The organism is Burkholderia lata, from assembly GCF_902499335.1.
Classification (GTDB): domain Bacteria; phylum Pseudomonadota; class Gammaproteobacteria; order Burkholderiales; family Burkholderiaceae; genus Burkholderia; species Burkholderia lata_B.
Window position 1 is genome coordinate 211,813 of sequence record NZ_CABVQK010000005.1, and the last position, 23,196, is coordinate 235,008.

General features: G+C 65.4%; 18 protein-coding genes. 8 read left to right on the forward strand and 10 right to left on the reverse strand.

Annotated features, from left to right (window positions below; translation table 11 throughout):
• Positions 1-70 precede the first annotated feature (70 nt).
• The 5 genes from BCO18175_RS14285 to BCO18175_RS14305 all read right to left on the reverse strand — a co-directional run bounded on the left by BCO18175_RS14285 (position 71) and on the right by BCO18175_RS14305 (position 4,907).
• A complete protein-coding gene (locus BCO18175_RS14285) occupies positions 71-490 on the reverse strand; it encodes a Zn-ribbon domain-containing OB-fold protein (protein WP_174981776.1) in 420 nt (139 codons plus the stop codon).
• Between the two features lie 19 nt (positions 491-509).
• On the reverse strand, positions 510-1,727 hold the full coding sequence (locus tag BCO18175_RS14290; RefSeq protein ID WP_174981778.1) for a thiolase C-terminal domain-containing protein: 1,218 nt from the start codon (positions 1,725-1,727) through the stop codon (positions 510-512).
• 5 nt (positions 1,728-1,732) lie between these two features.
• The gene (locus BCO18175_RS14295) at positions 1,733-2,230 is read right to left on the reverse strand and encodes a MaoC/PaaZ C-terminal domain-containing protein (RefSeq protein WP_011350178.1); all 498 of its coding nucleotides are present in this window, start codon (positions 2,228-2,230) and stop codon (positions 1,733-1,735) included.
• 78 nt (positions 2,231-2,308) lie between these two features.
• A complete protein-coding gene (locus BCO18175_RS14300) occupies positions 2,309-3,451 on the reverse strand; it encodes an acyl-CoA dehydrogenase family protein (protein ID WP_174967167.1) in 1,143 nt (380 codons plus the stop codon).
• A gap of 301 nt (positions 3,452-3,752) precedes the next feature.
• Complete coding sequence (locus tag BCO18175_RS14305; RefSeq protein ID WP_174981780.1) at positions 3,753-4,907, reverse strand: CaiB/BaiF CoA transferase family protein; 1,155 nt, start codon at positions 4,905-4,907, stop codon at positions 3,753-3,755.
• A gap of 690 nt (positions 4,908-5,597) precedes the next feature.
• On the opposite strand from BCO18175_RS14305, the gene BCO18175_RS14310 reads away from it, so the two are divergent.
• On the forward strand, positions 5,598-7,151 hold the full coding sequence (locus BCO18175_RS14310) for an MFS transporter (protein ID WP_174981782.1): 1,554 nt from the start codon (positions 5,598-5,600) through the stop codon (positions 7,149-7,151).
• A gap of 215 nt (positions 7,152-7,366) precedes the next feature.
• Here BCO18175_RS14310 and BCO18175_RS14315 read toward each other — a convergent pair whose 3' ends face one another.
• Positions 7,367-8,011, reverse strand: a complete 645-nt coding sequence (locus tag BCO18175_RS14315; protein WP_174981784.1) for an HD domain-containing protein — start codon at positions 8,009-8,011, stop codon at positions 7,367-7,369.
• 155 nt (positions 8,012-8,166) lie between these two features.
• Between BCO18175_RS14315 and BCO18175_RS14320 the strand changes: the two genes are divergently transcribed.
• Positions 8,167-8,574, forward strand: coding sequence for a DUF3224 domain-containing protein (locus BCO18175_RS14320; RefSeq protein WP_174981786.1), 408 nt, complete (start codon positions 8,167-8,169; stop codon positions 8,572-8,574).
• Between the two features lie 216 nt (positions 8,575-8,790).
• Here BCO18175_RS14320 and BCO18175_RS14325 read toward each other — a convergent pair whose 3' ends face one another.
• A complete protein-coding gene (locus BCO18175_RS14325) occupies positions 8,791-10,029 on the reverse strand; it encodes an SfnB family sulfur acquisition oxidoreductase (protein ID WP_174981787.1) in 1,239 nt (412 codons plus the stop codon).
• Between the two features lie 291 nt (positions 10,030-10,320).
• Here BCO18175_RS14325 and BCO18175_RS14330 point away from each other — a divergent pair, with 291 nt between their 5' ends.
• Together BCO18175_RS14330 and BCO18175_RS14335 are read left to right on the forward strand one after the other, a co-directional pair.
• Positions 10,321-11,592, forward strand: coding sequence for an acyl-CoA dehydrogenase family protein (locus BCO18175_RS14330; RefSeq protein WP_174981789.1), 1,272 nt, complete (start codon positions 10,321-10,323; stop codon positions 11,590-11,592).
• The gene (locus BCO18175_RS14335) at positions 11,589-12,983 is read left to right on the forward strand and encodes an LLM class flavin-dependent oxidoreductase (RefSeq protein ID WP_174981790.1); all 1,395 of its coding nucleotides are present in this window, start codon (positions 11,589-11,591) and stop codon (positions 12,981-12,983) included. Before BCO18175_RS14330 ends, BCO18175_RS14335 begins: the two co-directional genes overlap by 4 nt.
• Positions 12,984-13,246: 263 nt before the next feature.
• On the opposite strand, the gene BCO18175_RS14340 is transcribed toward BCO18175_RS14335, so the two are convergent.
• Positions 13,247-14,674, reverse strand: coding sequence for an MFS transporter (locus tag BCO18175_RS14340; RefSeq protein ID WP_174982242.1), 1,428 nt, complete (start codon positions 14,672-14,674; stop codon positions 13,247-13,249).
• Positions 14,675-15,023: 349 nt separating this feature from the next.
• Between BCO18175_RS14340 and BCO18175_RS14345 the strand changes: the two genes are divergently transcribed.
• The 3 genes from BCO18175_RS14345 to BCO18175_RS14355 are packed head-to-tail and all read left to right on the forward strand — an operon-like array spanning position 15,024 to position 17,712.
• Complete coding sequence (locus BCO18175_RS14345) at positions 15,024-16,016, forward strand: aliphatic sulfonate ABC transporter substrate-binding protein (protein WP_174981792.1); 993 nt, start codon at positions 15,024-15,026, stop codon at positions 16,014-16,016.
• A gap of 11 nt (positions 16,017-16,027) precedes the next feature.
• A complete protein-coding gene (locus BCO18175_RS14350) occupies positions 16,028-16,879 on the forward strand; it encodes an ABC transporter permease (RefSeq protein ID WP_438820496.1) in 852 nt (283 codons plus the stop codon).
• Positions 16,876-17,712: an ABC transporter ATP-binding protein gene (locus tag BCO18175_RS14355; protein ID WP_174981794.1), complete on the forward strand. Its 837-nt coding sequence runs from the start codon at positions 16,876-16,878 to the stop codon at positions 17,710-17,712. Before BCO18175_RS14350 ends, BCO18175_RS14355 begins: the two co-directional genes overlap by 4 nt.
• A gap of 189 nt (positions 17,713-17,901) precedes the next feature.
• Here the strand turns inward: BCO18175_RS14355 and BCO18175_RS14360 are convergent, their stop codons facing one another.
• Positions 17,902-18,432: an OsmC family protein gene (locus tag BCO18175_RS14360; protein ID WP_174967178.1), complete on the reverse strand. Its 531-nt coding sequence runs from the start codon at positions 18,430-18,432 to the stop codon at positions 17,902-17,904.
• Positions 18,433-18,912: 480 nt separating this feature from the next.
• On the reverse strand, positions 18,913-20,478 hold the full coding sequence (locus BCO18175_RS14365; RefSeq protein ID WP_174981796.1) for a methyl-accepting chemotaxis protein: 1,566 nt from the start codon (positions 20,476-20,478) through the stop codon (positions 18,913-18,915).
• Between the two features lie 1,145 nt (positions 20,479-21,623).
• On the opposite strand from BCO18175_RS14365, the gene BCO18175_RS14370 reads away from it, so the two are divergent.
• Positions 21,624-23,177, forward strand: a complete 1,554-nt coding sequence (locus BCO18175_RS14370; RefSeq protein ID WP_174967182.1) for a DHA2 family efflux MFS transporter permease subunit — start codon at positions 21,624-21,626, stop codon at positions 23,175-23,177.
• Positions 23,178-23,196 lie beyond the last annotated feature (19 nt).

Here is a 23,196-nt window from a genome sequence, read left to right on the forward strand (position 1 = left end):
TTCACGATGTCTCCTCCGTGAATGAACGGCCGCGCGGGCGCCGGTTGTTCCGGCGCTCCGCGCGCGGCCGTCAGGATGCCGACAGGACGAACACCGGCAGTTTCTGTGCACCGCGCTGGATGATCCGGGCCTCGACGCGCTGGCCGATCCGGATCGCTTCGGGCGCTTCGTCGATCTGCGCGAACAGGTAGTAGCCTTCGTCCATCCCGATGAAGCCGACCGTGTACGGGACGATGTCGGCCCATACCGGCGTCGGCCCGCGCATGATCGTGCTGTGCGAGTAGATCTCGCCACGGCCCGACGCTTCGGTCCAGTTCAGCGACTTGCCGCCGCAGTGCGTGCAGAACGAATGGGCCGGCCACACGGCTTCGCTGCAGTCGTTGCAGCGCTGGTACGTCAGCTTGTCTTCGGCCAGTGCGTCCCAGTAGGGCTGGGCGTCGAGCAGCCGATACGGCTGCGGCCAGGCATTCGGCAAATGGGTTTCGGTCATGGATGCTCCCGTTCAGGTATCACGTTGCGGACGACAGCAGCAGCACGGCGCCGGCGGCCAGCATCCCGCCCGCGCCCTGCACCAGCACGGTTTCGGGACGACGCGACGGCGCCAGCCCCAACGGTTGCCCGCGCAACTGCCTGACGGCTTCGATCATGCTGTCCATGTTGCAGGAAATGCCGGGCTGCCCGAACGACAGCCAGCCGCCGTTCGTGTCGGTCGGCAGGTCGCCGTCGACGCCCGTACGGCCTTCGCGATAGAGATCGATACCGCGCCCCTTCTTCGCGAAGCCGAGGTCCTCCATCACGATCGGCCCCATGTGCGCGAAGTTCACCGATAGCTGTGCCATGTCGACGTCCGACGGCGCCAGCCCCGACATCGCATACGCCTGGCGCGCCGCCTCGGCGGTGGCCGTGGTGGTCAGGTTCGGGAATGCGCCGAGGCTCTCGAACCGGCATTCGCGCATGTTCATCCGGTCGGTCAGGTATTCGTGCGTCGTCGCCGATCCGTAACCCATCAGGTACACCGGATTACGCGCGTTGCGTGCATTCTCCGGCGACGTCACGACCAGCGCGCCACCCGTGCCGCCGCCCCACGTCGAACACATCCAGCGGCGCAGCGGCGTCGCGACGTACGGCGACGACAGCACCGCCGCACGATCGATCTCGCCGAACTTCGCCTTCGCCGCATGCGGATGATGGCGGCCCCAGCGCTGGTTCGCGATCGCGACATCGGCGAGGTCGCTTTCGGTGATGCCGAACTCGTGGAAGTAGCGCTGCGCGGCCTGTGCATAGAGCGCCGGAATCGTCGGGCCGTACGGAATCTCGAACTGCGGATCCGCATCGGCCTCGGCACCCATCGCGACCGCGTCGACGAACAGCTCGGTCGCATCGCTCTGCAGGCACAGCACGTATTCCGCGCGCCCTGCCGCGATCATCTGCGACGCGATCGCGAGCGTCGACGTCAGGCCCGCGCCATGCATCGTCAGCTCGCTGGTGATCGTCACCGGCATCTGCATGTGCGAGATGAAGATGTTGCTCCACTGGGAGCGCTTGTCGGCCCACGGCGAACGGCCCGTGAACACCGCGTCGACCTGGTCCTTGCCGATGCCCGCGTCGGCGAGCGCATTGAGCGTCGCCTCGGCGGCCAACTGCAGCGGGTCCTTGCGATTCGCGCGCGACGCATAGGCATCGCCCATGCCGACGATCGCCGCAACCGGACGGGGAGTCATGGCCATGCTCCTCAGACCTTGAAGTCGGGTTGCGCTTCGGCGATCAGCGCGTCGAGATCGGCGCGCTTGCGCAGCATCAAGAGGCTCCATTCGCTGCGCTGCAGGACTTCGCCGCGCTGGTTGTACGCCTGGATCAGCATCGTGCCGACGCCGAACTTGTCGTCCTTCTCCTTCTTCGCGATCACCTCGGCGCTGGCGTAAACCGTGTCGCCGATCTTCACCGGGTTCAGGAAGCGCATCTTGTCGACACCGTAGTTCGCCTGGATCGCCGGGCCGAACTGCAGCAGACCCGAAATCAGCGAGAACGTCAGCTGCCCCTGCACGATGCGCTCGCCCCAGCGGGTCTTCGACGCGTATTCCTTGTTCGAGTGAATCTCGATCCAGTTGCCCGTGAACATGCAGAACATCACGACATCGCTCTCGGTCACGGTGCGACCATTCGAACGGAACTTCGTGCCGATTTCCAGCTCGTCGAGCGGAATGTTGACGCTGTTGTTGATGACGCTCATTACTGTGTCTCCGGTTGAATTGGGATGGTGGCGGGCACCGCGTGCCCGCGCGCTTCGTTCGAGGAAATAGCGTGACCGTTACTGACGCATCGACTTCGCGATGATCGTGCGCTGGATCTGCGACGTGCCGCCGCCGATGGTCGACTGGATGCTCTCGCGCAGGTAGCGTTCCATGTCCGCTTCCGGCAGGTTCGCGTAGCCGCCGAGGATCTGCATGCCGGCCAGCGCGCACTCCTTCAGCGTTTCCGAGCCGTACAGCTTCGCCATCGACACTTCGCGGCTGCACGGCACGTGGTCGGCCGCGAGCTGCGCCGCGCGATAGCAGAGCAGGCGCGCCGCATCGACCTTCGTCTGGCAGTCGGCGAGCAGGTGGCGAATCACCTGGAAGTCGTAGAGCTGATGGTCGAACTGGATACGGTCGTGCGCGTAGCGCGTGGCGGTCGTCACGGCCTGCTGCGCGTTACCCGTGTAAGCCGCCGCCACCGCGCAGCGTTCGAGTTCGAGGTGCTCCGTGATGATCTTCCAGCCCTGGCCTTCCTCGCCCAGCAGCGCATCGCCCGGCACGCGCACTTCGTCGAGGAAGATCTCGGTCGTGCCCGTTGCGTGACGCGACAGCGTCGGCAGCTTGTTGATCACCATCCCCGGCGTGTTGTTCGGGATCAGCAGCACCGACAGGCCCTTGTGCTTGTCGTCGGTGCTCGTGCGCACCAGCATCGCGATCACGGTGTCCTTCGCTGCCGCGCCGCTGCACCACAGCTTCTGGCCGCTGACGATCCAGTCGCCATTGCTGTCGCGGCGGGCGCGCGTCTTCGTGTTCGCTGCGTCGGAGCCTGCGTCCGGTTCCGAGATCGACACCGAGAAGCGGATCTTGCCGTCGATGAACGGCTGCACGTATTGCTTCTTCTGTTCGGGCGTGCCGAACTTGATGATGTTCATCGCGGTGAACGTCGGCACCAGCACCGAACACGCGAAGTCGAAACCGAACTTGCCGAGGCCTTCGGCCATCAGCGAGTAATCGAAAATGTCGCCGCCCGAGCCGCCTTCGGATTCCGGAATGAGGATGCCGAGCCAACCTTGCTTGGCGATCTTGTCGTAGGCCTCGTACGGGTAGTCGCGATTCATGTCGCACTTGCGCACGTATTCGACCGTGATCTCGTTGTCCATGAACTTGTTCACGGTGTCGAGCCACATCGTTTGCGATTCGTCGAGAAAGTTAGCCATGTGTCTTCGCTCCAGTTGTTGGCGTCTGCTCAGGCAGCCGCGTTGTTCGTCGTGGAATGAGCTTAGGGCTTCGAGCTTTCCAAACCAACTGACCATTTCTGAAGTGCCGATTCGGAAATTCCGAAACCCTCAATGGCCCGCCATAGCGATGGCTGCCGCGATCGCAAGCACGAACAGGCGCGCAAATAGAAACGCCGCGCAGGGCGAGACATCACCCTGCGCGGCGGTCATTGAAGTCGGTGTGAAAAATCAGGGAGACGCTCACATGCCACGCGAGCGCCGATGACAGGCAGCGCTCACATCATGCGATCGCGCCAGCCTCCCGTAGCGCGGCCAGTTCGGCAGCGGTGAATCCCCAGTCGCCGAGGACTTCGTCGGTGTGTTCACCGGGCAGCGCCGGCGACGATTGAATTTCGCCAGGTGTCCTGCTGAAGCGCGGCGCGGGCGCAGGCTGAACCACGCCATCGCGTTCGATGAAAGTCTGCCGCGCGCGCAAGTGCGGATGGTCGGGCGCTTCCTTCATCGACAGCACGGGCGCGATGCAGACGTCACGCCCTTCGGCGAGCGCGCACCATTCGTCGCGGGTGCGCGTGCGGAACAGTTCCGCAAACTTCGCATGGACCTCGGGCCATCGCGAACGATCATGCTGATCCGGCATCTCTTCCTCGCGCAGGCCCAGCATCTCCAGCGTATTGCGCCAGAATCGCGACTCGTTCGAACCGATGCTGATCCAGCGCCCGTCGCGCGTTTCGTACACGTTGTACCAGGGTGCACCGGAGTCCAGACGATTGCTGCCGCGCTCGTCCTTCCAGTAGCCGCTCGCCAGCATGCCGTAGAAGAGCGTCATCAACGAAGCCGAACCGTCGACCATCGCGGCGTCGACGACCTGCCCCTTGCCCGACCGCTTGCTCTCGAGGATCGCCGACACGACGCCAAGCGCGAGATACAACGAGCCGCCTCCGAAGTCCCCGGCCAGATTGAGCGGGATCACCGGCGGGCCGCCGGCCATGCCGACCGAATGCAGTACGCCGCTCAGCGAGATGTAGTTGATGTCGTGGCCCGGTGCCTGCGCGAGCGGGCCCTGCTGCCCCCAGCCGGTCATCCGGCCGTAGACGAGCGACGGGTTCGCCGCGAGGCAGGCATCCGGCCCGAGACCGAGTTTCTCCGCGACACCGGGGCGAAATCCTTCGACCAGCGCGTCGGCCTGGCCGACCAGTTTCAGGATCACCGCCGTCGATTCCGCTTTCTTCAGGTCGAGCGCGGCGCTGCGCCGGCCGCGGTTCAGCAGGTTGAAACGCGGATCGCCGGGCTGGCCGCCGTCATAGCCGGGCGGCCGGTCGATACGAATGATTTCGGCACCGAGATCCGACAGCAGCATGCAGCAGAACGGCACGGGGCCGACACCGCCCAGCTCCACGATCCTGATGCCGGCAAGCGGCCCTTTTGCGTTGTGCATCCTGATTGTCTCCATGAGAGTGTTCTTTCAGCGTCGGCGTGGCGGGCATCGTGCGTGCGGCACGCGCGAATGCGCTTGCGAGCCCTTCGCCGATGCGTCGACACGCACCGGCATTCAGCACGCGCTGTCCCGCGCGCCCCGCCTTCATCGTTCACTTCTCGTCTCGGATCGGTGTCGCGATTCACATGGCGGCCGGTCTCGCGACATCGCTACACGCGCCATATCGCGAACGACTGCGGTATCCGCTGACCATTTCATTGTCGGGTCTAGGCTACCGTCGTCGATTCCTCGATCCAATTGATCATTTTCGAAGTGCCGCCTTCCCTGCGTCGAAACGGCGGGCAACGCGCGGCGCAATGCCGGTCAGGCACCGAGTGCGCACACGGTCTGGTTGAACAGCCGATCGGAGGACACGGCGGCCACGATCCGCAGTGTCGGCATGGCTTCCATGGAAATGACGCACCGACGACGCCGTCGGCGACCACGCACATGGATTTCGAAGTACGGAATCGATGCGCGTTAACCCTTGATCTCGCGAGAGGGCAAGCCGAATATCCGTTGGATTTCGCCCGGAGTCCACGTGTCCCTTCAGCCTCACATCGGCGCCACGCCCCATGCGCGCGTCCTGCCCCCCACCCGATTCGCCCGCCGGCACATGTCGCCGGCGCGCACGCCCGAGGGTGTCGCGTCATGAAATTCACGCCCGCCCGCGCCCGCCTGTTCACGCTGAGGCATCTGCGCGGCGATCTGCTGCCGTGGGCAATCGCGTTGTCCGTCGGCATCGACTACTTCGACAACTCGATCTTTTCGTTCTTCACGAGCTATATCGCGGGCGGCATCAATGCGTCGCCGGACGAGCTGGTGTGGTCGTCGACGGCCTACGCAACCGCCTCCGTGCTCGGCATCGTGCAGCAGCAATGGCTGATCGAGCGCCTCGGCTTCCGGCGCTACCTGAGCGGCTGCCTGCTGATGTTCGCGGCGGGGTCGCTCGCCGCGTCGCTCAGCGAATCGTCGCTGTCGCTCGCGATGGCGCGCGGCTTCCAGGGCTATTTCATCGGACCGATGCTCGGCACCTGCCGCATCATGCTGCAAACCGGCTTCACGCCGCAGGAGCGCGCGCCCGCCACGCGCATCTTTCTCGTGATGATCCTGCTCGCGAGCGCGCTCGCGCCGATGGCGGGCGGTTATCTCGTCGCGCACTTCGACTGGCGCGCGCTGTTCCTGTGCTCGACGGTCGGCGGGGCCGTGCTGTCGGCGTTCACCTTCCTCGTGGTGCCGCACATCGGCAGGCGCCCGATCGAGCGGCGCAGCGACACGCATCTATGGCCCTATCTGGTGTTCGCCATCGCGCTCGGGGCGCTGCAGATCGTCGCGCAGCAGCTGCGCTTCGAAGTGTTCAGCACCACGCCGCTGATGCCGCTGGCCACCGTCGCTGGGCTGACCGCGCTCGGCTGGTTCGCGTGGCACCAGTGGCACGATCCGCGCCCGCTCATTCGCGTGAACGCGCTGCGCGAAGGCCCTTTCCGGCAAGGCATCGTGCTTTACGCGTTCTACTACTTCATCAGCAATGCGATCGGTTTCCTGATCTCGCGGCTGCTGCAAAGCGGGCTGGGCTACCCGGTGGAAAATGCGGGCCGGCTCGTCGGGCTCACGTCGCTCACGGCGATTCCGATGGCCATCGCGTATTTCCAGTACGCGCGCCTCATCAAGCGCAAATGGCTGATCGTGCCGGGCTTCGCGATGGCGGCCGCGATCGGCATCTGGGTGCTCAACCTGCCTCCCGACGTCAGCATGGGCTGGCTGCTGCCACCGCTGGTGTTGCGCGGCTTCCTGCTGATGTTCATCGCGCTGCCGACCGCGAGCGCCGCATTTCAGATTTTCTCGAACGATGAATTCACGCACGGGTACCGCTTCAAGAACGTGGTCAAGCAGCTGGCCTACTCGCTGTCCACCGCGACGTTCATCATCGTCGACCAGCATCGCACGGCCGTGCATCAGACGCGCCTCGTCGAGTTCGCGAATCCGTACAACCCGGTGTTCCAGAACACGCTCGACACGATGACGCGTGCGTTCGAGGCACAAGGGCTCGGTGCTGGCGAGGCGCGGGGCCTGTCGTTGGGACAGATCGCGCATATGGTCGCGCACCAGGCCAGTTTCCTGAGCGCGCTGGACGGCTTCGAGATGATCGTGGGGCTCGCGCTGGTGGGTGGAACGATCGCGCTCGTGCAGCGGCAGATTCGGTAGTCATGCGGGGAGGCAAACCGTTACCCCCGATAGAACCGGCTGGTTGATCATGCCCGATTCCGGTCTGGGCAAAATGCCGGGGTTCTCCGGCTAGATGACCATCGACATCGACGACGGCCGACATTCCTGTCGCGTCGGTTGCTCATTGCCTGATTCTCCGCAGCGAACCGATTCGCGGAAGTGCGGCGGCTCTTCCGAAGGCCGCGTCAGCACAATCAGATCTCTTCGGAAAATTCGTCGAGAAAGCGCTGCAATCTATCGCGTCGAACGATCGCCATACGGGTACCGGTGACGGTCTGGAAACCGGCAGAAAGCCTCAGCAGCTTCGTGCGGAAGTGATCGATCGCGAATCGCGTGTCGTCGAGTTCCCGCTCCGATCCGTGCGGATCGACCGAGTCATAGAGCGCGCTGCCCATCCGGCCCGCGACATAAAAGCAACGCGCGACGCCCACCATGCCGATCGCATCGAGCCGGTCGGCATCCTGCAACACCTTGGCTTCAATCGTCTTCGGTGCAATGCAGGCCGAAAAACTGTGCGCCTCGACCGCGTGCGCAACCGCATCGATCTTCGCGTCCGGCCAATCCAGCGACCTCAGCACCTTCCGGGCCTGTTCCGCCGATAGCCGCGAGGCCTGCGCGCGAAGCGGGGAATTTTTCTCCACCGCTACGCAGTCGTGCAGCAGTGTCGCCGCAAACAGCACCTCGGCGTCTCCACCCTCCTTCGCGTGGATCGCGGCCGCGTTCTTCCATACGCGCTGCAGATGCGAAGTGTCATGGGAGCCGTCGCGATCGGTATCGCTCCAGTGAGCCAGCAAGGCCGTGGCCAGATCCTGAAAGGGTGCGAACGCAGGGGTAGTCATCGGGAAAGCGGTCGAGGTCGGGATGCCGATTATCGCCGCAAGTGCCGCGCGGCACGCGATCTGCCCTTGTTCCCGACGTATCAAGCAAACCGTTACCTCCGGTAGTACGCGGTTGGCTTATAGTGCGGGTTGCCAATTCGACGAGGAGCGCTGCAATGACACTGCTGGCTAATGGCCCGTTTGAAGTAAAGCTGAATCCGGAATCCCTGAGTCCCGTCGCGGAACAGTCCGGGCTCGGCCGCATGTCGCTGGACAAGCAGTATCACGGCGACCTGGAAGCCGTCAGCCAGGGAGAGATGCTCGCGTTTCGAAGCAGCGTCCAGGGCTCCGCGGGCTATGTGGCGATGGAAACCGTGCGAGGCGCGCTGGGCGGCCGCCCCGGCAGTTTTGTCCTGCAGCACAGCTCCACGATGACCCGCGGGCAGCCGCAGCAGTCGATCACCGTCGTGCCCGATTCCGGAACGGGAGATTTGCTGGGGCTCTCCGGCTCGATGATCATCACGATCGACAACGGCCGGCATTCGTACCGCTTCGACTACACGCTGCCCGACTCGCCTCGGTAAGCCGACTCGAGGGGATGCGGCTGCTTCAGGGCGTCGCCGCGCCGGGACAGTGACGCATTCCCGTCTCCCGGCGCAGCATTCGCCTGTCCGGTAACGCGCGATTGCGCTTCGACGAAGGCATAGCCGGGTTCGCTGACGATCGTGTAGACGGGTTCGACCGCGGCGACGCGTCCAACTCGGCCATCGCAGAGCCGGAACGCCACGATCGCAACGGGTTCAATTCCACGCATGGCGCGCCGGCCGCACGCCGTTCAGGTAGTAGTTGCCGACGAGGTGATATTTCCAGCGCACCGGATCGTGCAACGTATGCGTGCGTGCATTGCGCCAGTGCCGGTCGAGGTTGTGCTCGGCCAGCGTCGACTGCGTGCCGGCCAGCTCGAACAGCTTCTCGCCCGCAAGCAGCGCGATCTCCGTCGTCAGCACCTTCGCCTCGCCCACCGCCACCGACGCGCGCGCGACATCGTCCTCGGTCACGCCACCGCTCGCCGCGATCTCGTCGAGCGTACGCGCCGCGCGCTCCAGCAGCGCCTCCGCCGCATGCAGCTGAATGTGCAGATGGCCGATCTCGCGGATCGTCAACGGATCGTCGGCCGCCCGCTCGACACCGCTGTCGACCCACGGCCGCGTGCGCGTGCGCACGAACGCCAGCGTATCGTCGAGCGCGGCCTTCGCGATGCCCGCGTCGATCGCCGCCTGGATGATCTGCGACAGCGGGCCGTTCAGCGTCGGCAGATCCGACACGCGCTGGGCCGGCAACACGTGCGACGCAGGCACGCGCACATTGTCGAGCACGACGGTGCCGCTCGCGGTGGTCCGCTGCCCGAACCCCGACCAGTCGTCGATCACGGTCAGCCCCGGCGTCGGCTGGCGAATGTACGCGAGCCACGCGCGGCGCTCGTCGTCGAGTCCGAGCACCGGCACGTAATGCGCGAACAACGCGCCGGTCGAATAGAACTTGGTGCCGTCGACGACGTAATCGTCGCCGTCCTGCCGCACGCGTGTCTTCAGGTCGAGCACGTGCTTTGTGCCCTTCTCCGAAAAACCGTTGCCGAACCGCTTGCCGCTCAGCACTTCCGAGAAGAAGTGGCGCTTTTGCGCGTCGGTGCCGGTCAGCGCGATCACATCGACCAGCCCGAAATGATTCTGCGGCAACTGTCCGAGCGACGGATCGGCGGCCGCGACGATCTTCACCACCTCCGTCAGCGTCACATGCGACACGCCCGCGCCACCATAGGCCTTCGGCACGGTGATGGCCCACAGCCCCGACTGCGAGAACCATTCGATTTCGTCACGTGGCAACCGCCGCTCCCGGTCGCGCTCGGCCGCCCCTTCCGCGAGCCGCTGCGCAAGCGCATGCGCGGCCGCGATGGCCTGCGCGTCGTCGGCGATCACGCGGGCCGCTTGCGGTTGCGTATCGGCCGGCCGTTCCTGGATCGTGGCGCTCGTCTCTGACATCGGGCTCTCCTGCTGATTGACGGAAACATTCAATCTAGCAGCGCCCCGCGCGCCGGCAAACCGAGCGATTCGCACAACGATATTCCTTCGGCTGACAAACAGTGCGGCACGCCGCCCGCAACGAACCGCGCGTCAACGACGACATCGACGCCCCGGCATCGATGCCGCGCCGCCTCGCCCGCGTAATGCGCGGTGGCGATAACGATGTACGAATCCGTTATTGGATCGTCCGCAGCGTGCTTCCTATACTGGCCTGCCGGCATCGACGGCCCGCCTTTCAAGGACCCCCGCATGACTTCGTCTCCCGCAGCAACCGACCTTTCCACCGGCACCGACTATGACGCGCTTGCCAGCCGCTTCAGGCCGATCTTCGACCGCATCGCGGCCGGCACCGCGGAACGCGAACGCCGCCGCGAACTGCCGCACGACGCGATCGGCTGGCTGAAGGCCGCCGGCTTCGGCGCCGTGCGGCTACCGGTGCGCGACGGCGGCGCCGGCGCGTCGCTGCCGCAGCTGTTCCGGCTGCTGACCGAACTTGCGGCCGCCGATTCCAATCTGCCGCAGGCCTTGCGCGGGCACTTCGCGTTCGTCGAGGACTGGCTGAACGCGCCGCCCGGCGCCGATCGCCAGACGTGGTTCGACCGCTTCGCGAGCGGCCAGCTCGTCGGCAATGCGTGGACGGAAACCGGTGACGTGGCGCTCGGCCAGACCATCACGAAGGTGTCGGAAAAGAATGGCCGCCTCGTGCTGAACGGCCGGAAGTTCTACAGCACCGGCAGCCTGTTCGCCGACTGGATCGACGTGTTCGCGCAACGCGCGGATGACGGCAGCGACGTAATCGTCGCCGTCGCGACCGCGCAGCCCGGCGTGATCCGCGAAGATGACTGGGACGGCTTCGGCCAGACCACGACCGGCAGCGGCACCACGCGCTTCGAGGACGCGACGGTCGATGCACGGGACGTGATCGACTTCGCGCGACGCTTCAAGTACCAGACCGCGTTCTACCAGCTCTTCCACGTCGCGACGCTGGCCGGCATCGGCCACGCGATCGTGCGCGATGCGGGCGAACTGGTGCGCAATCGCACCCGCGTGTACAGCCACGGCAACGCCCCGCGCGCGGCCGACGACGCGCAGTTGCAGCAGGTGATCGGCGAGATCGCGTCGTGGGCCTATGCGGCCGACGCGCTCGCGGTGCGCGCCGCGCAGCCGCTGCAACTGGCCTACGAAACGCACTTCGGCGGCAACGATGCGGCCGAGCACGACGCCAACGTCGCGGCCGAGATCGAATCCGCGCAAAGCCAGCTCGTCGTATCGGAACTCGTGCTGCGCGCGGCGACGCGCCTGTTCGACGCGCTCGGCGCATCGGCTACCCGCAGCACGACGGCACTCGACCGCCACTGGCGCAATGCGCGCACCGTGTCGTCGCACAATCCACTCGTGTACAAGGCGCGGATCGTCGGCGACTGGGTCATCAACGGGCGCACGCCGCCGTTCGTCTGGCAGGTCGGCAACGGCACGGGAGCGACCGCGGACACGCGTGCGGAAACGGGAGCCGCCCAATGAGCAAGACCATCCGCTTCAATGCATTCGAGATGAACTGCGTCGGCCACCAGTCGCCCGGGCTGTGGGCGCATCCGCGCGACCGCTCGTGGCAGTACAAGGATCTCGACTACTGGACCGACCTCGCCCGCGTGCTCGAGCGCGGCATCTTCGACGCGATCTTCATCGCGGACGTGATCGGCTACTACGACGTCTACAAGGGCAGCAACTACCACGCGCTGCACCAGGCCGCGCAGATCCCGGTGAACGATCCGCTGCAGCTCGCCGCGCCGATCGCGATGGCGACCGAGCATCTCGGCATCGGCATCACCGCCTCGACGACGTTCGAGCACCCGTACACATTCGCGCGCCGGTTGTCGACCGCCGACCATCACACGAAGGGCCGGCTCGCGTGGAATATCGTCACGTCCTACCTCGAAAGCGGCGCGAAGAACGTCGGCGATAACGGCTTGCGCACGCACGACGACCGCTATGCGGTCGCGGCCGAATACGTCGAGGTGCTGTACAAGCTGTTCGAAGGCAGCTGGGAAGACGGCGCGGTGGTGCGCGATCGCGACGGCCGCGTGTTCACGCATCCGGAGAAGGTGCACGAGATCGGCCACAAGGGCCGCTTCTTCGACGTGCCCGGCTACCACCTGTGCGAACCGTCGCCGCAGCGCACGCCGGTGCTGTTCCAGGCCGGCGCGTCCGGCCCCGGCAAAACGTTCGCCGCGCAGCACGCCGAATGCGTGTTCGTCGCCGCGCCGACCCGTCCGCAGCTCGCGCGCTACGTGGCCGACGTGCGTGCTCAGGCAACTTCCGCCGGGCGCGACGCGAGCAAGGTATTGATCTACAACCTCGTCACCGTGATCGTCGACGAAACCGACGAGAAGGCGCAGGCCAAGTTCGACGAGTATCGCAAGTACGTGTCGTACGACGGCTCGCTGGTGTTCATGTCCGGCTGGACCGGCATCGACTTCGGCCAGTACGCGCCGAACGATCCCGTCCGGCGCGTCGAGACGAATGCGATCGTGTCGGCGGTCGAGCACCTGGCGGGCGGCGACACCGCATGGACGATCGAGGAGCTGGCGGCCTGGGGCGGCATCGGTGGCCTCGGCCCGGTCTTCGTCGGCTCGGCGGCGACCGTCGCGGACATCCTGCAGGAATGGGTCGCCGCGACCGACGTTGACGGCTTCAACCTCGCGTATGCGGTCGCGCACGAAACCTTCGAGGATGTCGTGCGTTATCTCGTCCCCGAGCTGCAGCGGCGCGGCGTGTATCCGACCGGCTATGCGCCGGGCACGCTGCGCGAGAAACTGTTCGGCCGGTCGGCACGGCTGCCGGACGAACATCCGGCCGCGCAATTCCGCGACATCGAGCAGGTGAAGCGCGATGCCGAACGCGTGGCCGCCTAGCGTGACGGCCATGCGGCGGCTGGTTGGCCCGCGTGCGGGCCGGCCGGCTTCCTCTTCACGCTGAGCAGCAACCGGTGCGTCGGGCCGCTCGCCCGACCGCCGCCTGATCCCCTTCCCCTCATCCGAAGTCCAATGCGGCCCCGATGCGCGTTCTGCTTCCGCACGCGCACATCGAGCGTGCTCGAAATCGTGGCTGTAGCAACGACGACGCGCGCACCAAAGCGTGCGCGCTTGTTCCTGACGACGAGCGATCCCGGCCGCGTTCACACAACGCCATCGTCGTCGATGTCGTGCGCCGTCGGCTCGTAGCGCACGATCAACAGGAACACGATCGGCGTCGCGGCACTGATCGCGACGATCCAGAACATGTCCGTGCCGAGCCGCGCCTGCAGGATCGGCAGCACGAACAGCGCGAGCGCCTGACCGATGCCGCACAGCGAACGCCCGAAGCCGACGCCGGTGCCGCGGATCGCCGCCGGATACGACAGCGTCGGATAGATCATCATCTGCGCGCCCGGCCCGAAACCTTCGGCGAACAGCCAGGTGCCGAGCATCAACAGCACGAAGCCGATCGCGAGTGCGCCATGCGGATGCCCCGCCAGCGCGAGCGCCACGAGCGCGACGAACTGGAGCGCGAACCCCGCGATCGCGACATGGCGCGACGCATGGCGATGGGCGAGGCGCATGCCCAGCAAGCCACCGGTGAACGCAAACAGGACGTTCAGCGCCAGCGACGCCGCGATCGTCTCGAACACGCCCGCACCGAGAAACTGCGACAGGATCGACGGCAGGAAGAAGGCGATCGCCGTGTATTCGAACGGGATGCACAGGTTCATCACGCTGGCGACGATCGTGCGCGCCAGGTACGGGCGCTGGAACAGCACGCGAATCCGGACGGGCGGCTGGCTCGGCGCGCGTCGGGCATCCTCCGCTTCGTGTGCGTGAATCCCGTACGACTCGCGCAGAATCCGAGCGGCATTGGCGAGATCGCCCTGGTTCGCGGCCCACAGCGGCGATTCGTTCATGAAGCGGTTCCTGAACAGGATGATGACGAGCGCGGGCACCGCGCCGAAGATCAGCGACGCGCGCCAAAGCCATCCCGCATGCTCGGCAGGCAGCAGGAAATACAGTCCGAAGATCAGCAGGAAGCAGACCGAGGAAGCCACGTACCACATCGGGCACCACGCCGCGAGCCGCGACGCCTTGTTGCCGCGACCGTTGAACTTCGAGAATTCCGCGAGAAACGCCATCGCGACGGGCAGGTCGATGCCGACGCCGAGCCCCATGACGAAGCGCGCGCCGATCAGCACCCATACATTGGGCGCCAGCCCGGCCGCGATCGCCGCGACCACGAAGAACAGCATGTCGGCCATGAACACCTGATAGCGGCCGATCTTGTCGGTCAGCCATCCGCCGATCAGGCTGCCGAAGATCGTGCCGATCATGATCGCCGACCCGACCAGCCCGGTCAGCGCCGGTGTCAGGCCGAACTCGCGCGCCACGTCGTCGATCCCGTAGGACAGCGTCGTCAGGTCGTACGCATCGAGAAAGACGCCCCCGAGCGCCAGCAGCACGATCATCCGTGCATGGCTGACCGAGCTGTCCACGGTGTTGATCAGGCGCGCGACGTCGCTTGCCGAACGAATGGGGGAAGAAACCGGGGGGATGGCGTTGATATCGATCGAACTCATCGCATTCCTTAATTTCGTTTCACAACGAATGGCACTGTCCGCATCCGGCACCGGCATCGTGCGCATTCATTCACGACCGGCGGAGCCCGGCGCAACCGCACGCCGCATCGACACCCGATGCCGTCGCGTTCCGGCAGCACGCATTCTGTTCTCCCGAATCCGTTATCCCAAGCGATATAAATCGATAAATTAATCGGCCCGCGTCATAAAGTTGCTCGCCGTCCGCGCTTAGCAGCAGCGCGCATGTTCAATCGCGGATTTCTTCGTTCGCGGATCGCCGATGCTTCGTTACATTAGCCGGTCACCCTGCCTGTTCGCGGCACCTTGCCGCCCTTCCGGAGAATCCCCGATGAAGCTGTCCTGGTCCCGCGCGTGGCGCGCCGCGGCCCTCGTCGTTGCCGCGTTCGCCGGCCTCGTCTCGGTGCACGCCCGCGCGGCCACGCCCGCGGAAATCCGCGTCGACTACGCGTACTACTCACCGGAGAGCCTGGTGATCCGCCACTTCGGCTGGCTGGAAGACGAATTCAAGGCCGACCGCACGTCGATCCGCTGGGTGCTGAGCCTGGGCAGCAATCGCGCGCTCGAGTACCTGAACAGCGGCGCGGTCGATTTCGGTTCCGCCGCCGGTCTCGCGTCGGTGCTCGCGCGCGCGAACGGCAACCCGATCCATACGGTCTACGTGTTCTCCCGCCCCGAATGGACCGCGCTGGTAGTCCGCAAGGATTCGCCGATCCGCTCGCTCGCGGACCTGAAGGGCAAGAAGATCGCCGCGACGCGCGGCACCGATCCGTTCCTGTTCACGCTGCGCGCACTGCACACGGCCGGCCTGAGCCGCGACGATGTCGAGATCGTCAACCTGCAGCATCCCGACGGGCGCACCGCACTCGCGAACGGCCAGGTCGATGCGTGGGCGGGCCTCGATCCGCACATGGCCGCCGCGCAGCTCGACGACGGCGCTCGCCTGCTCTATCGCAATGTCGCGTTCAACACCTATGGCTTCCTGAACGTCCGCGATGCGTTCGCCAGCCAGTACCCGCAGGCGGTCACGCGCGTACTGAAGGTCTACGAGCGCGCGCGCCAGTGGATCGTCGCGCATCCGGCCGACACGGCGCAGATCGTGGCCGACGAATCGAAGGTATCGCTGCAGGTGGCGAAATTGCAGCTGCAGCGCAACGACTTCAGCGATCCCGTTCCGGGTGACACCCAGCGCGCGGCGCTGAAGGCGGCGGCGCCGGTGCTGACGGCCGAACAGCTGACCAAGCCCGGTGTCGATCCCGCGAAGATCGTCGATACGCTGATCGATCCGTCGTTCGCGCGCCCGCTCGTCGACGCTTCGCGCTGAGACTGCCGCCCGTGACCGACACCGCTGCCCGCGACGACACGCTCGCGCCGCGCCGCCCTGCCTCGCCACGCACCGGCCGCGATCCGCTTCGCCGGTGGCGGCTCGCAGGCCTCGCACTGCCCGTCGCGGCGCTCGCGTTGCTGGAGGTCATCGTGCGGCTGGGCTGGCTGCCGAACCATCTCGTCCCGGCGCCGAGCGAAATTCTCGACACGCTCGCCCGCATGGGCGTCACGCGCGTGGCGCGCCATGTCGGCGCGAGTACGCTGCGGGTCGCGGCAGGGTTTGCGGCGGGTGCCGGACTCGCGCTCGTCGTCGGCGCGGCGATGGGCCTGAGCCGCCGGATCGACGCGCTGTTCGAACCGACGTTCCAGGCACTGCGCGCGATTCCGTCGCTCGCCTGGGTGCCGGTGCTGTTGCTGTGGCTCGGCATCGATGAAGCACCGAAGATCACGCTGATCGCCATCGGCGCCTTCTTTCCGGTCCACCTCGCCGTGGTCGCCGGCATCCGCGACGTCGACCGCAAGCTCGTCGAGCTTGGCGCGGTGTACCGGCTCAGCCCGCTCGCACTATTCCGTCGCATCCTGCTGCCGGCCGCGCTGCCGCAGATCGTCACCGGCTTGCGCACCGGCCTCAGTCTCGCGTGGATGTTCATGGTCGCCGCGGAGCTGATCGCGGCCACGCGCGGCCTCGGCTTCCTGTTGAGCGACGGCCGGGAAACCGGGCGCCCCGATCTCGTGTTCGGTGCGATCCTGCTGCTGGCGTTGCTCGGCAAGCTGACCGACGGCGCGATGGCGCGCATCGAATCGCACTGGCTCGGTTGGCGCGACGCGTTCGACCACACGTCACGCAAGGTGTCGACATGAGCACGCGTCCTTCCGCACACACAGCGGCTGGCACCGGTACACCGCTGCTCGACCTGCGAATCACGCGCAAGCTCTACGGCGATCGCACGATCCTCGCCGACGTCCCGCTGCGGGTCGCGCGCGGCGAGATCGTCTGCGTGGTCGGCCCGAGTGGTTGCGGCAAGAGCACGCTGCTGCGGATCGTCGCGGGCCTCGACACCGATTTCCGCGGCAGCGTGAAGCTGGGGGGCGTCGCACTCGACGGCCCCTCCCCGCGCGTCGGCGTGATCTTTCAGGAGCCGCGGCTGCTGCCGTGGTTATCGATCGCGGACAACGTCGGCTTCGCGGCCGGCCCGCGAGGCGGGCGCGAGCCGGCCGTCGCAAGGCTGCTCGACGAAGTCGGCCTGGCCGGCGCCGCCCGGCAACTGCCGGCCACGTTGTCGGGCGGGATGGCCCAGCGCGCGGCAATCGCGCGCGGGCTGTTCGGCGAGCCGGACCTGCTGCTGCTCGACGAACCGTTCAGCGCGGTCGATGCGATGACCCGGATGCGCTTGCAGACGCTGCTGCTCGATGTCGTCGAGCGGCACCGGATGGCCGCGATCGTCGTCACGCACGATCTGGACGAGGCACTGTATCTCGGCGATCGCGTGCTGATGCTGGCGCCCGACCCGGGCCGCGTCGACGACGAGATCCATGTCGAGTTCGCACGACCGCGCGATCGGCGCGACCCGTCGCTGGCCGTGCTGCGCGCACGGCTGCTGGACGCATTCCAGAATTTTCAGGATCGTGCCGACGAAACGAAGCGCCACCCGCGCGACTATCCAGCCGCCGAATCCGGAATCCGCGCCGGCTGATTCATCACCGGCGTCTCCCGGCTCAGGCCCGGCACGCGTTCAGCGCCGGGACGACGCATCGGTCATGTCATACCGGTGCGACAGGAATCACTGTCGTATCGACGCCTCGACAGGGTGCGCGCGGTATCGAGCGCCCGCTCGCGCCGCGGCGACGTAACATGCTGCAACGCGCCGGTGCACCGGTGCACTTCAACCGTGCGTATGCCGCAACTCGCCGTCGATCGTCTGCGGCAGCCTCAACAGGTTGAAGATCGGGCACACGGCCTCGACTGCTTCATGCAGTGCACGAATCGTCTCCGGCGGTTCGGGCGAGACGATATCGAGCGTGTAGCGGAGGTTGTGCGGGAACACCGGCACATGCTCGAACCCCGGTTGCTGCGCGAGCGGGTGCTGGTCGCCGGTCACCTCGACTTCGATCGAGTCGATCTTCAGGCCGCGCTCCGCGGCCTGGATCAGCGTGATGTGCGTCAGGCAGCTGCCCAGCACGCCAAGCTGCAGCTCCGGCGATGCCGGCCCAAGGTTGTAGCCCGCGAAATCAGGCGGGCTGTCGCTGATCACCTGGAAATCGCGAATGCGGATTTCCCGCACGCCGCTGCGGCCCAGTGCGCGCACGGTCGCCTTCAGCGGAGTCGCCTTGAAGTCCGGATTGCTGCGGGCGGCATCTTTTTTCGCGAGCCAGGCGTCGCGCTTCTGTTCGAGATAGTCGTTCAGTGTGGTCATGGTCGGGCCGGTACGGTCGCAATGATTGGCCGCGCATACCGCAGCCGATCGACAGGGGTCTTCATGCTATGCGCTTTCATGACGGTCACGAAACGATCATTCAAGCAAAGCAATTCACGGCGCGTGATGTCACATTTCGACGTGCGTGATCGGGAACCGTCGACGGTCTTTCACCATCGCATGAGTTATCCACAATTTCCGTGCATAACCCTGTGGAGAACCTCGGAGCAATCGGGCTGTCGCCCTGCCGACAAGCATCACTGCATTGCCGTGTTCGCGTAGCGGGCACTGCATGCCGACAACATCACACCGGGTTACGCGATCGTCCGAATCTCGTTCTTCACCGGGCTGGTGCACGGATCGCGCCGACATCGACCGTCAGGATGTCCGCACCAGAACTGTGCCGCTTCGACGGCGGCCGCACCTCGTCGGACACAAGTTCGGCCCGACGATCCGGTTCCGGTCGCAGGCATCGGCGCGTTACGCGACCACCTCGTCACGCAGACGGAACTGCGCAACCGCCGCACTGAGCCGCGCGCCTTGTTCGTCGAGCGACAGCGCCGCGGCCGCGGCCTCCTCGACCAGCGCGGCATTGCGCTGCATCGTCTGCTCCATCTGGATGACCGCGGCGTTCACCTGCTCGATGCCCGACGATTGTTCCTCGAAGGCGATGCTCGTTTCGCTCATGATCGTATTGACGCGCTCGACCGCGGCGACGAGCTCGGCCATCGCCGAGCCGGCCAGCGCGACCAGACCGCTGCCGTCTTCGACACGCTGCGAGGAATGGCCGATCAGCTCGCGGATTTCCTTCGCCGCCGATGCGCAGCGCTGCGCAAGCCCGCGCACCTCGGTTGCGACGACCGCGAAGCCGCGCCCCTGCTCGCCAGCGCGCGCGGCTTCGACGGCAGCGTTCAATGCGAGGATGTTGGTCTGGAACGCGATGCTCTCGATCACGCCGACGATCCCGGAGATCCGCGCGGAACTGTGTGAAATCGCCGACATCGTCTCGACGACGCGCTGCATCGCCTCGCCGCCGCGCGACGCGATGCCGGCCGCGCCCTCGACGTAGGTGCGGGCATCGCGCGCGTTGTCCGCGTTCTGGCGCACGGCCGCGGTCAGTTGCTCGACGCTCGCCGCTGCCTGCTGCAGCGATACGGCCTGCTGCTCGGTGCGCGCCGACAGGTCGACGTTGCCGCTCGCGATCGTGCGGACGTCGCCGACGATCGTTTCCGTACTCGCGCGCACCTGGTTCACGGTGTCGACGAGGCCGTCCTGCATCCGCTTCAGCGCATGCAGCAGATAGGCCATCTCGTTCTCGCCGGGCGCGACGACCGTTCCGGTCAGGTCGCCTTTCGAGATCTTCTCGAACTGGTCGACCGCGAGATTGATCGGCTCGATGATCGCCTTCGCGAGCACGCGCTGCGCAAGGAAGCCGACGACGAGTGCGAAAACCGCGACCGCCACCATCCCCCACACGATCCGGTGGAAATGCACCCCGGCCGCGTCGTAGCGCGCCTTTTCTCGCGCAACCTGGAACGACTCGAGTGCATCGATCGCCTCCTGGTAGGCGGTGAACAGCTCGGGCGGTGCGGTACGTTGCGTGTCGAGGAAGCCGAAACCGTCGTCGCCGTCGAGTTGCGAGAGCGCCTTCAGGAACACGCGGTCAAGCAACGCCCGACGGCGATTCTGCAGCGTGTCGAACAACGCCTGCTCGTCGGCGTTGCGCGCGTGCAGGCCCGCATAGGCATCCAGTTCGTCGTTGCTCTGCTTGAGGAGCGTGCGGAGTTTCGCGATCTCATCCTTGCCCGAGTGGCCGGCGCTGATGATCTGCGCGACGTCGCTCATCCGTTCGCGCAGCACGAGCATGCGTTCGGAGCTGGTCTTCAGGTGCAGCAGCGACGCGGTGTCGTCGCGGTACATCGCCTCGAGCGAGCCGTTGCTCATATAGAGGGCCGCGATGCACGCGCCGACCACCAGCATGAGCAGCACGGTGTAGCCGGCGATGGTCGCGACGAGACCACCACGGATAGTGAGTTGTTTTCGCATGACGTTCCCTTGCGCCGGCCGGGCGCGGCCAGCGGCGGATGTGGATTCCGGATCACGAAAGACGCGCGCCGTGTCGCAACACGTGGCGCATGGGCTGCGAACGGGTTAACGGCGGGGGGAACGGGGAGGTTTTATCTGTACGCGACGTGGATCTTGACGATTGCGACAGGTGCCGGGCACCCCGCGCCTGTTTCAGGCTCTCACTCCGCGACCACCGCCTGCCTGGTCGGGCTCAGGGCGTTCGGCGACGCAACCATCAAGGGCTCAAGCATTCTGGAGCGCGTCTCGATCGGTCATCCGCGAGCAATTTTTATTGCGTTGCGGATATGCTCGATTCGAGACCGGGCAAAACGTAACGAGTCACTACGACCCGGTTTCATCGAAACATTCAACGAATCGCTCAAGAACGATTACCTAAATCTCCAATATATCGAATAGTCGACGAGAATCAGACGGATAATTAACAGGTAATGCCGGAGCAATAGAGACGCTAGACCGTTGACGACGCTCGATAAAGCAATATCGGAAACATTCACGCGTCGCTATTCAATAAATCCGGGCACTTCAGGCCTTATTTTGTCCCCCCGATTTTTTACAGACCGGCTACACCCAACGCAACAAAGACTTTCTCACACCCGTAAACAATCAAGCTTCTTTTCACTTCATTCAACAATCAACGGCATGTGCCTCTGACGTATGCCGCAATCGCGGTTCGACGAGCCTGCCGAAGAAACAGATAACCCGGCACATCGCCCGATGTACCCGCAGCACGGTTGCATCGGAAAACGCATGCATGGCCGCGGTTTCCCCCGTATTTTGCAAATTCACTGCGAATCGCCTGCGTTCGCCCCATTCCCGGTTCAACGTTGCGACAAGCCGCAGCGACCGACCGTCCAGCCGCCGCCTGCCCTCGCTACAACGCCGATTAATTCGGAATCTGCATCAATCCCGGGAAACGCGGCGCGCGCGCCGCTGCTTCAAAAGAAAAGTCTCGGCACAATGCCGTCGCATGCAAGCGGCCAATGCTCGCGAATCCATCGCTGGCCAGCCGCATCGCCGACCGGATCGATTCGTCGATATCGCGCGCGCATCCCGTTACACACGTCCGACTCTAGAACAAGGACGTGCCCCACCCCGGTTCCAACATGGCTCAGACATCCACTCACCATCCGCCCCTGGCTGGCGGCCAACTCGTCGTCGCAACTTTCGTGGTGGCGCTCGCCACTTTCATGACCGTCCTCGATACGTCGATCGCCAACGTCGCGATTCCCAACCTGTCCGGCAACCTCGGCGTATCGGTCGACGAGGGCACATGGGTCATCACGATGTTCGCCGCCGCCAACGCGGTGTCGATTCCGTTGACCGGCTGGCTCACGCAACGCATCGGCCAGATCCGGTTGTTCGTCGGCTCGATCCTGATGTTCGTGTTCGCGTCATGGCTGTGCGGCATCGCACCGACGCTGCCCTTCCTGCTGGCCGCGCGCATTCTCCAGGGCGTGGTGGCGGGCCCGCTGATTCCATTGTCGCAATCGGTCCTGCTCAGCTCGTATCCCCGGGAAAAGTCCGGCACCGCGCTGGCGTTATGGGCGATGACCGCGACCGTCGGCCCGATCGCGGGCCCGCTGCTCGGCGGCTGGATCACCGACAGCTACAGCTGGTCGTGGATCTTCTATGTCAACATCCCGGTCGGCCTCATCGCGGCCAGCGTAATCTGGGCGATCTATCGCAACCGGGAAACGGAGACCCGCAAAATGCCGATCGACGTCGTCGGCCTGCTGCTGCTGATCGCGTGGGTCGCCACGCTGCAGATCATGCTCGACAAGGGGCGCGACCTCGACTGGTTCTCGTCGCCGGTCATCATCGGGCTGACCATCGCCGCGCTGATCAGCTTCGTGTTGTTCCTGATCTGGGAATTGACCGAGGCGAACCCGATCGTCGATTTGCGCTTGTTCACCCAACGCAACTTCCTCGGCGGCACGATTGCGATCTCCGTATCGTACGCACTCTACTTCGGCAACCTGGTGCTGCTGCCGCAGTGGATGCAGGAAGACCTCGGCTATCGCGCCTTCGATGCGGGGCTCGTCACCGCGCCGGTCGGCATTTTCACCGTGCTGCTGTCGCCGTTCATGGGCCGCGTGCTGAAAGCGGTCGACGCGCGCATCATCGCCACGCTGTCGTTCATCGGGTTTGCCGGCGTGTTCTACATGCGCGTGATGTACGTGACCGACATCGACACGTGGCATCTCGTGATCCCGACGCTGCTGCAAGGCATCCCGGCCGTGCTGTGGTTCGTTCCGCTGATCGCGATCATCCTGTCGGGACTGCCGCCGGAACGTATCCCGGCGGCGGCGGGCCTGTCGAATTTCGTGCGCATTTTTTGCGGCGCCGCGGGCACGTCGATTGCCGGCACGGTATGGAACAACAGGACGATCATGCACCACGCGCATCTGACAGAACAGGCAAATGTCGGCAATCCGATCTTCAATCGGCAGATCGACGCGATGCAGTCGTCGCTGCATCTCGATATGTCGTCCGCACATGCGCTGTTCAATTCGCTCGTCGACGGACAGGCCGCCATTCTCGGGCTTGACGATTTCTTCTATGCGTCGACGTTCATCTTTATCTGCATCATTCCGCTGATCTGGATCACCCGGCCGCTGAAGGGCGAATCGTCCGACGCCGCGTCGGGCGCGCACTGACGCTTTCCGCGTAGCGCGA

What these genes read in the sequence shown, in the direction of transcription:
- BCO18175_RS14365 (WP_174981796.1), bottom strand. Translation starts at nt 20,478, where the DNA reads ATGCGAAAACAACTCACTATCCGTGGTGGTCTCGTCGCGACCATCGCC.
- BCO18175_RS14300 (WP_174967167.1), bottom strand. Translation starts at nt 3,451, where the DNA reads ATGGCTAACTTTCTCGACGAATCGCAAACGATGTGGCTCGACACCGTG.
- BCO18175_RS14285 (WP_174981776.1), bottom strand. Translation starts at nt 490, where the DNA reads ATGACCGAAACCCATTTGCCGAATGCCTGGCCGCAGCCGTATCGGCTG.
- BCO18175_RS14335 (WP_174981790.1), top strand. Translation starts at nt 11,589, where the DNA reads ATGAGCAAGACCATCCGCTTCAATGCATTCGAGATGAACTGCGTCGGC.
- BCO18175_RS14320 (WP_174981786.1), top strand. Translation starts at nt 8,167, where the DNA reads ATGACACTGCTGGCTAATGGCCCGTTTGAAGTAAAGCTGAATCCGGAA.
- BCO18175_RS14340 (WP_174982242.1), bottom strand. Translation starts at nt 14,674, where the DNA reads ATGAGTTCGATCGATATCAACGCCATCCCCCCGGTTTCTTCCCCCATT.
- BCO18175_RS14295 (WP_011350178.1), bottom strand. Translation starts at nt 2,230, where the DNA reads ATGAGCGTCATCAACAACAGCGTCAACATTCCGCTCGACGAGCTGGAA.
- BCO18175_RS14360 (WP_174967178.1), bottom strand. Translation starts at nt 18,432, where the DNA reads ATGACCACACTGAACGACTATCTCGAACAGAAGCGCGACGCCTGGCTC.
- BCO18175_RS14345 (WP_174981792.1), top strand. Translation starts at nt 15,024, where the DNA reads ATGAAGCTGTCCTGGTCCCGCGCGTGGCGCGCCGCGGCCCTCGTCGTT.
- BCO18175_RS14355 (WP_174981794.1), top strand. Translation starts at nt 16,876, where the DNA reads ATGAGCACGCGTCCTTCCGCACACACAGCGGCTGGCACCGGTACACCG.
- BCO18175_RS14370 (WP_174967182.1), top strand. Translation starts at nt 21,624, where the DNA reads ATGGCTCAGACATCCACTCACCATCCGCCCCTGGCTGGCGGCCAACTC.
- BCO18175_RS14315 (WP_174981784.1), bottom strand. Translation starts at nt 8,011, where the DNA reads ATGACTACCCCTGCGTTCGCACCCTTTCAGGATCTGGCCACGGCCTTG.
- BCO18175_RS14325 (WP_174981787.1), bottom strand. Translation starts at nt 10,029, where the DNA reads ATGTCAGAGACGAGCGCCACGATCCAGGAACGGCCGGCCGATACGCAA.
- BCO18175_RS14305 (WP_174981780.1), bottom strand. Translation starts at nt 4,907, where the DNA reads ATGCACAACGCAAAAGGGCCGCTTGCCGGCATCAGGATCGTGGAGCTG.
- BCO18175_RS14330 (WP_174981789.1), top strand. Translation starts at nt 10,321, where the DNA reads ATGACTTCGTCTCCCGCAGCAACCGACCTTTCCACCGGCACCGACTAT.
- BCO18175_RS14290 (WP_174981778.1), bottom strand. Translation starts at nt 1,727, where the DNA reads ATGGCCATGACTCCCCGTCCGGTTGCGGCGATCGTCGGCATGGGCGAT.
- BCO18175_RS14310 (WP_174981782.1), top strand. Translation starts at nt 5,598, where the DNA reads ATGAAATTCACGCCCGCCCGCGCCCGCCTGTTCACGCTGAGGCATCTG.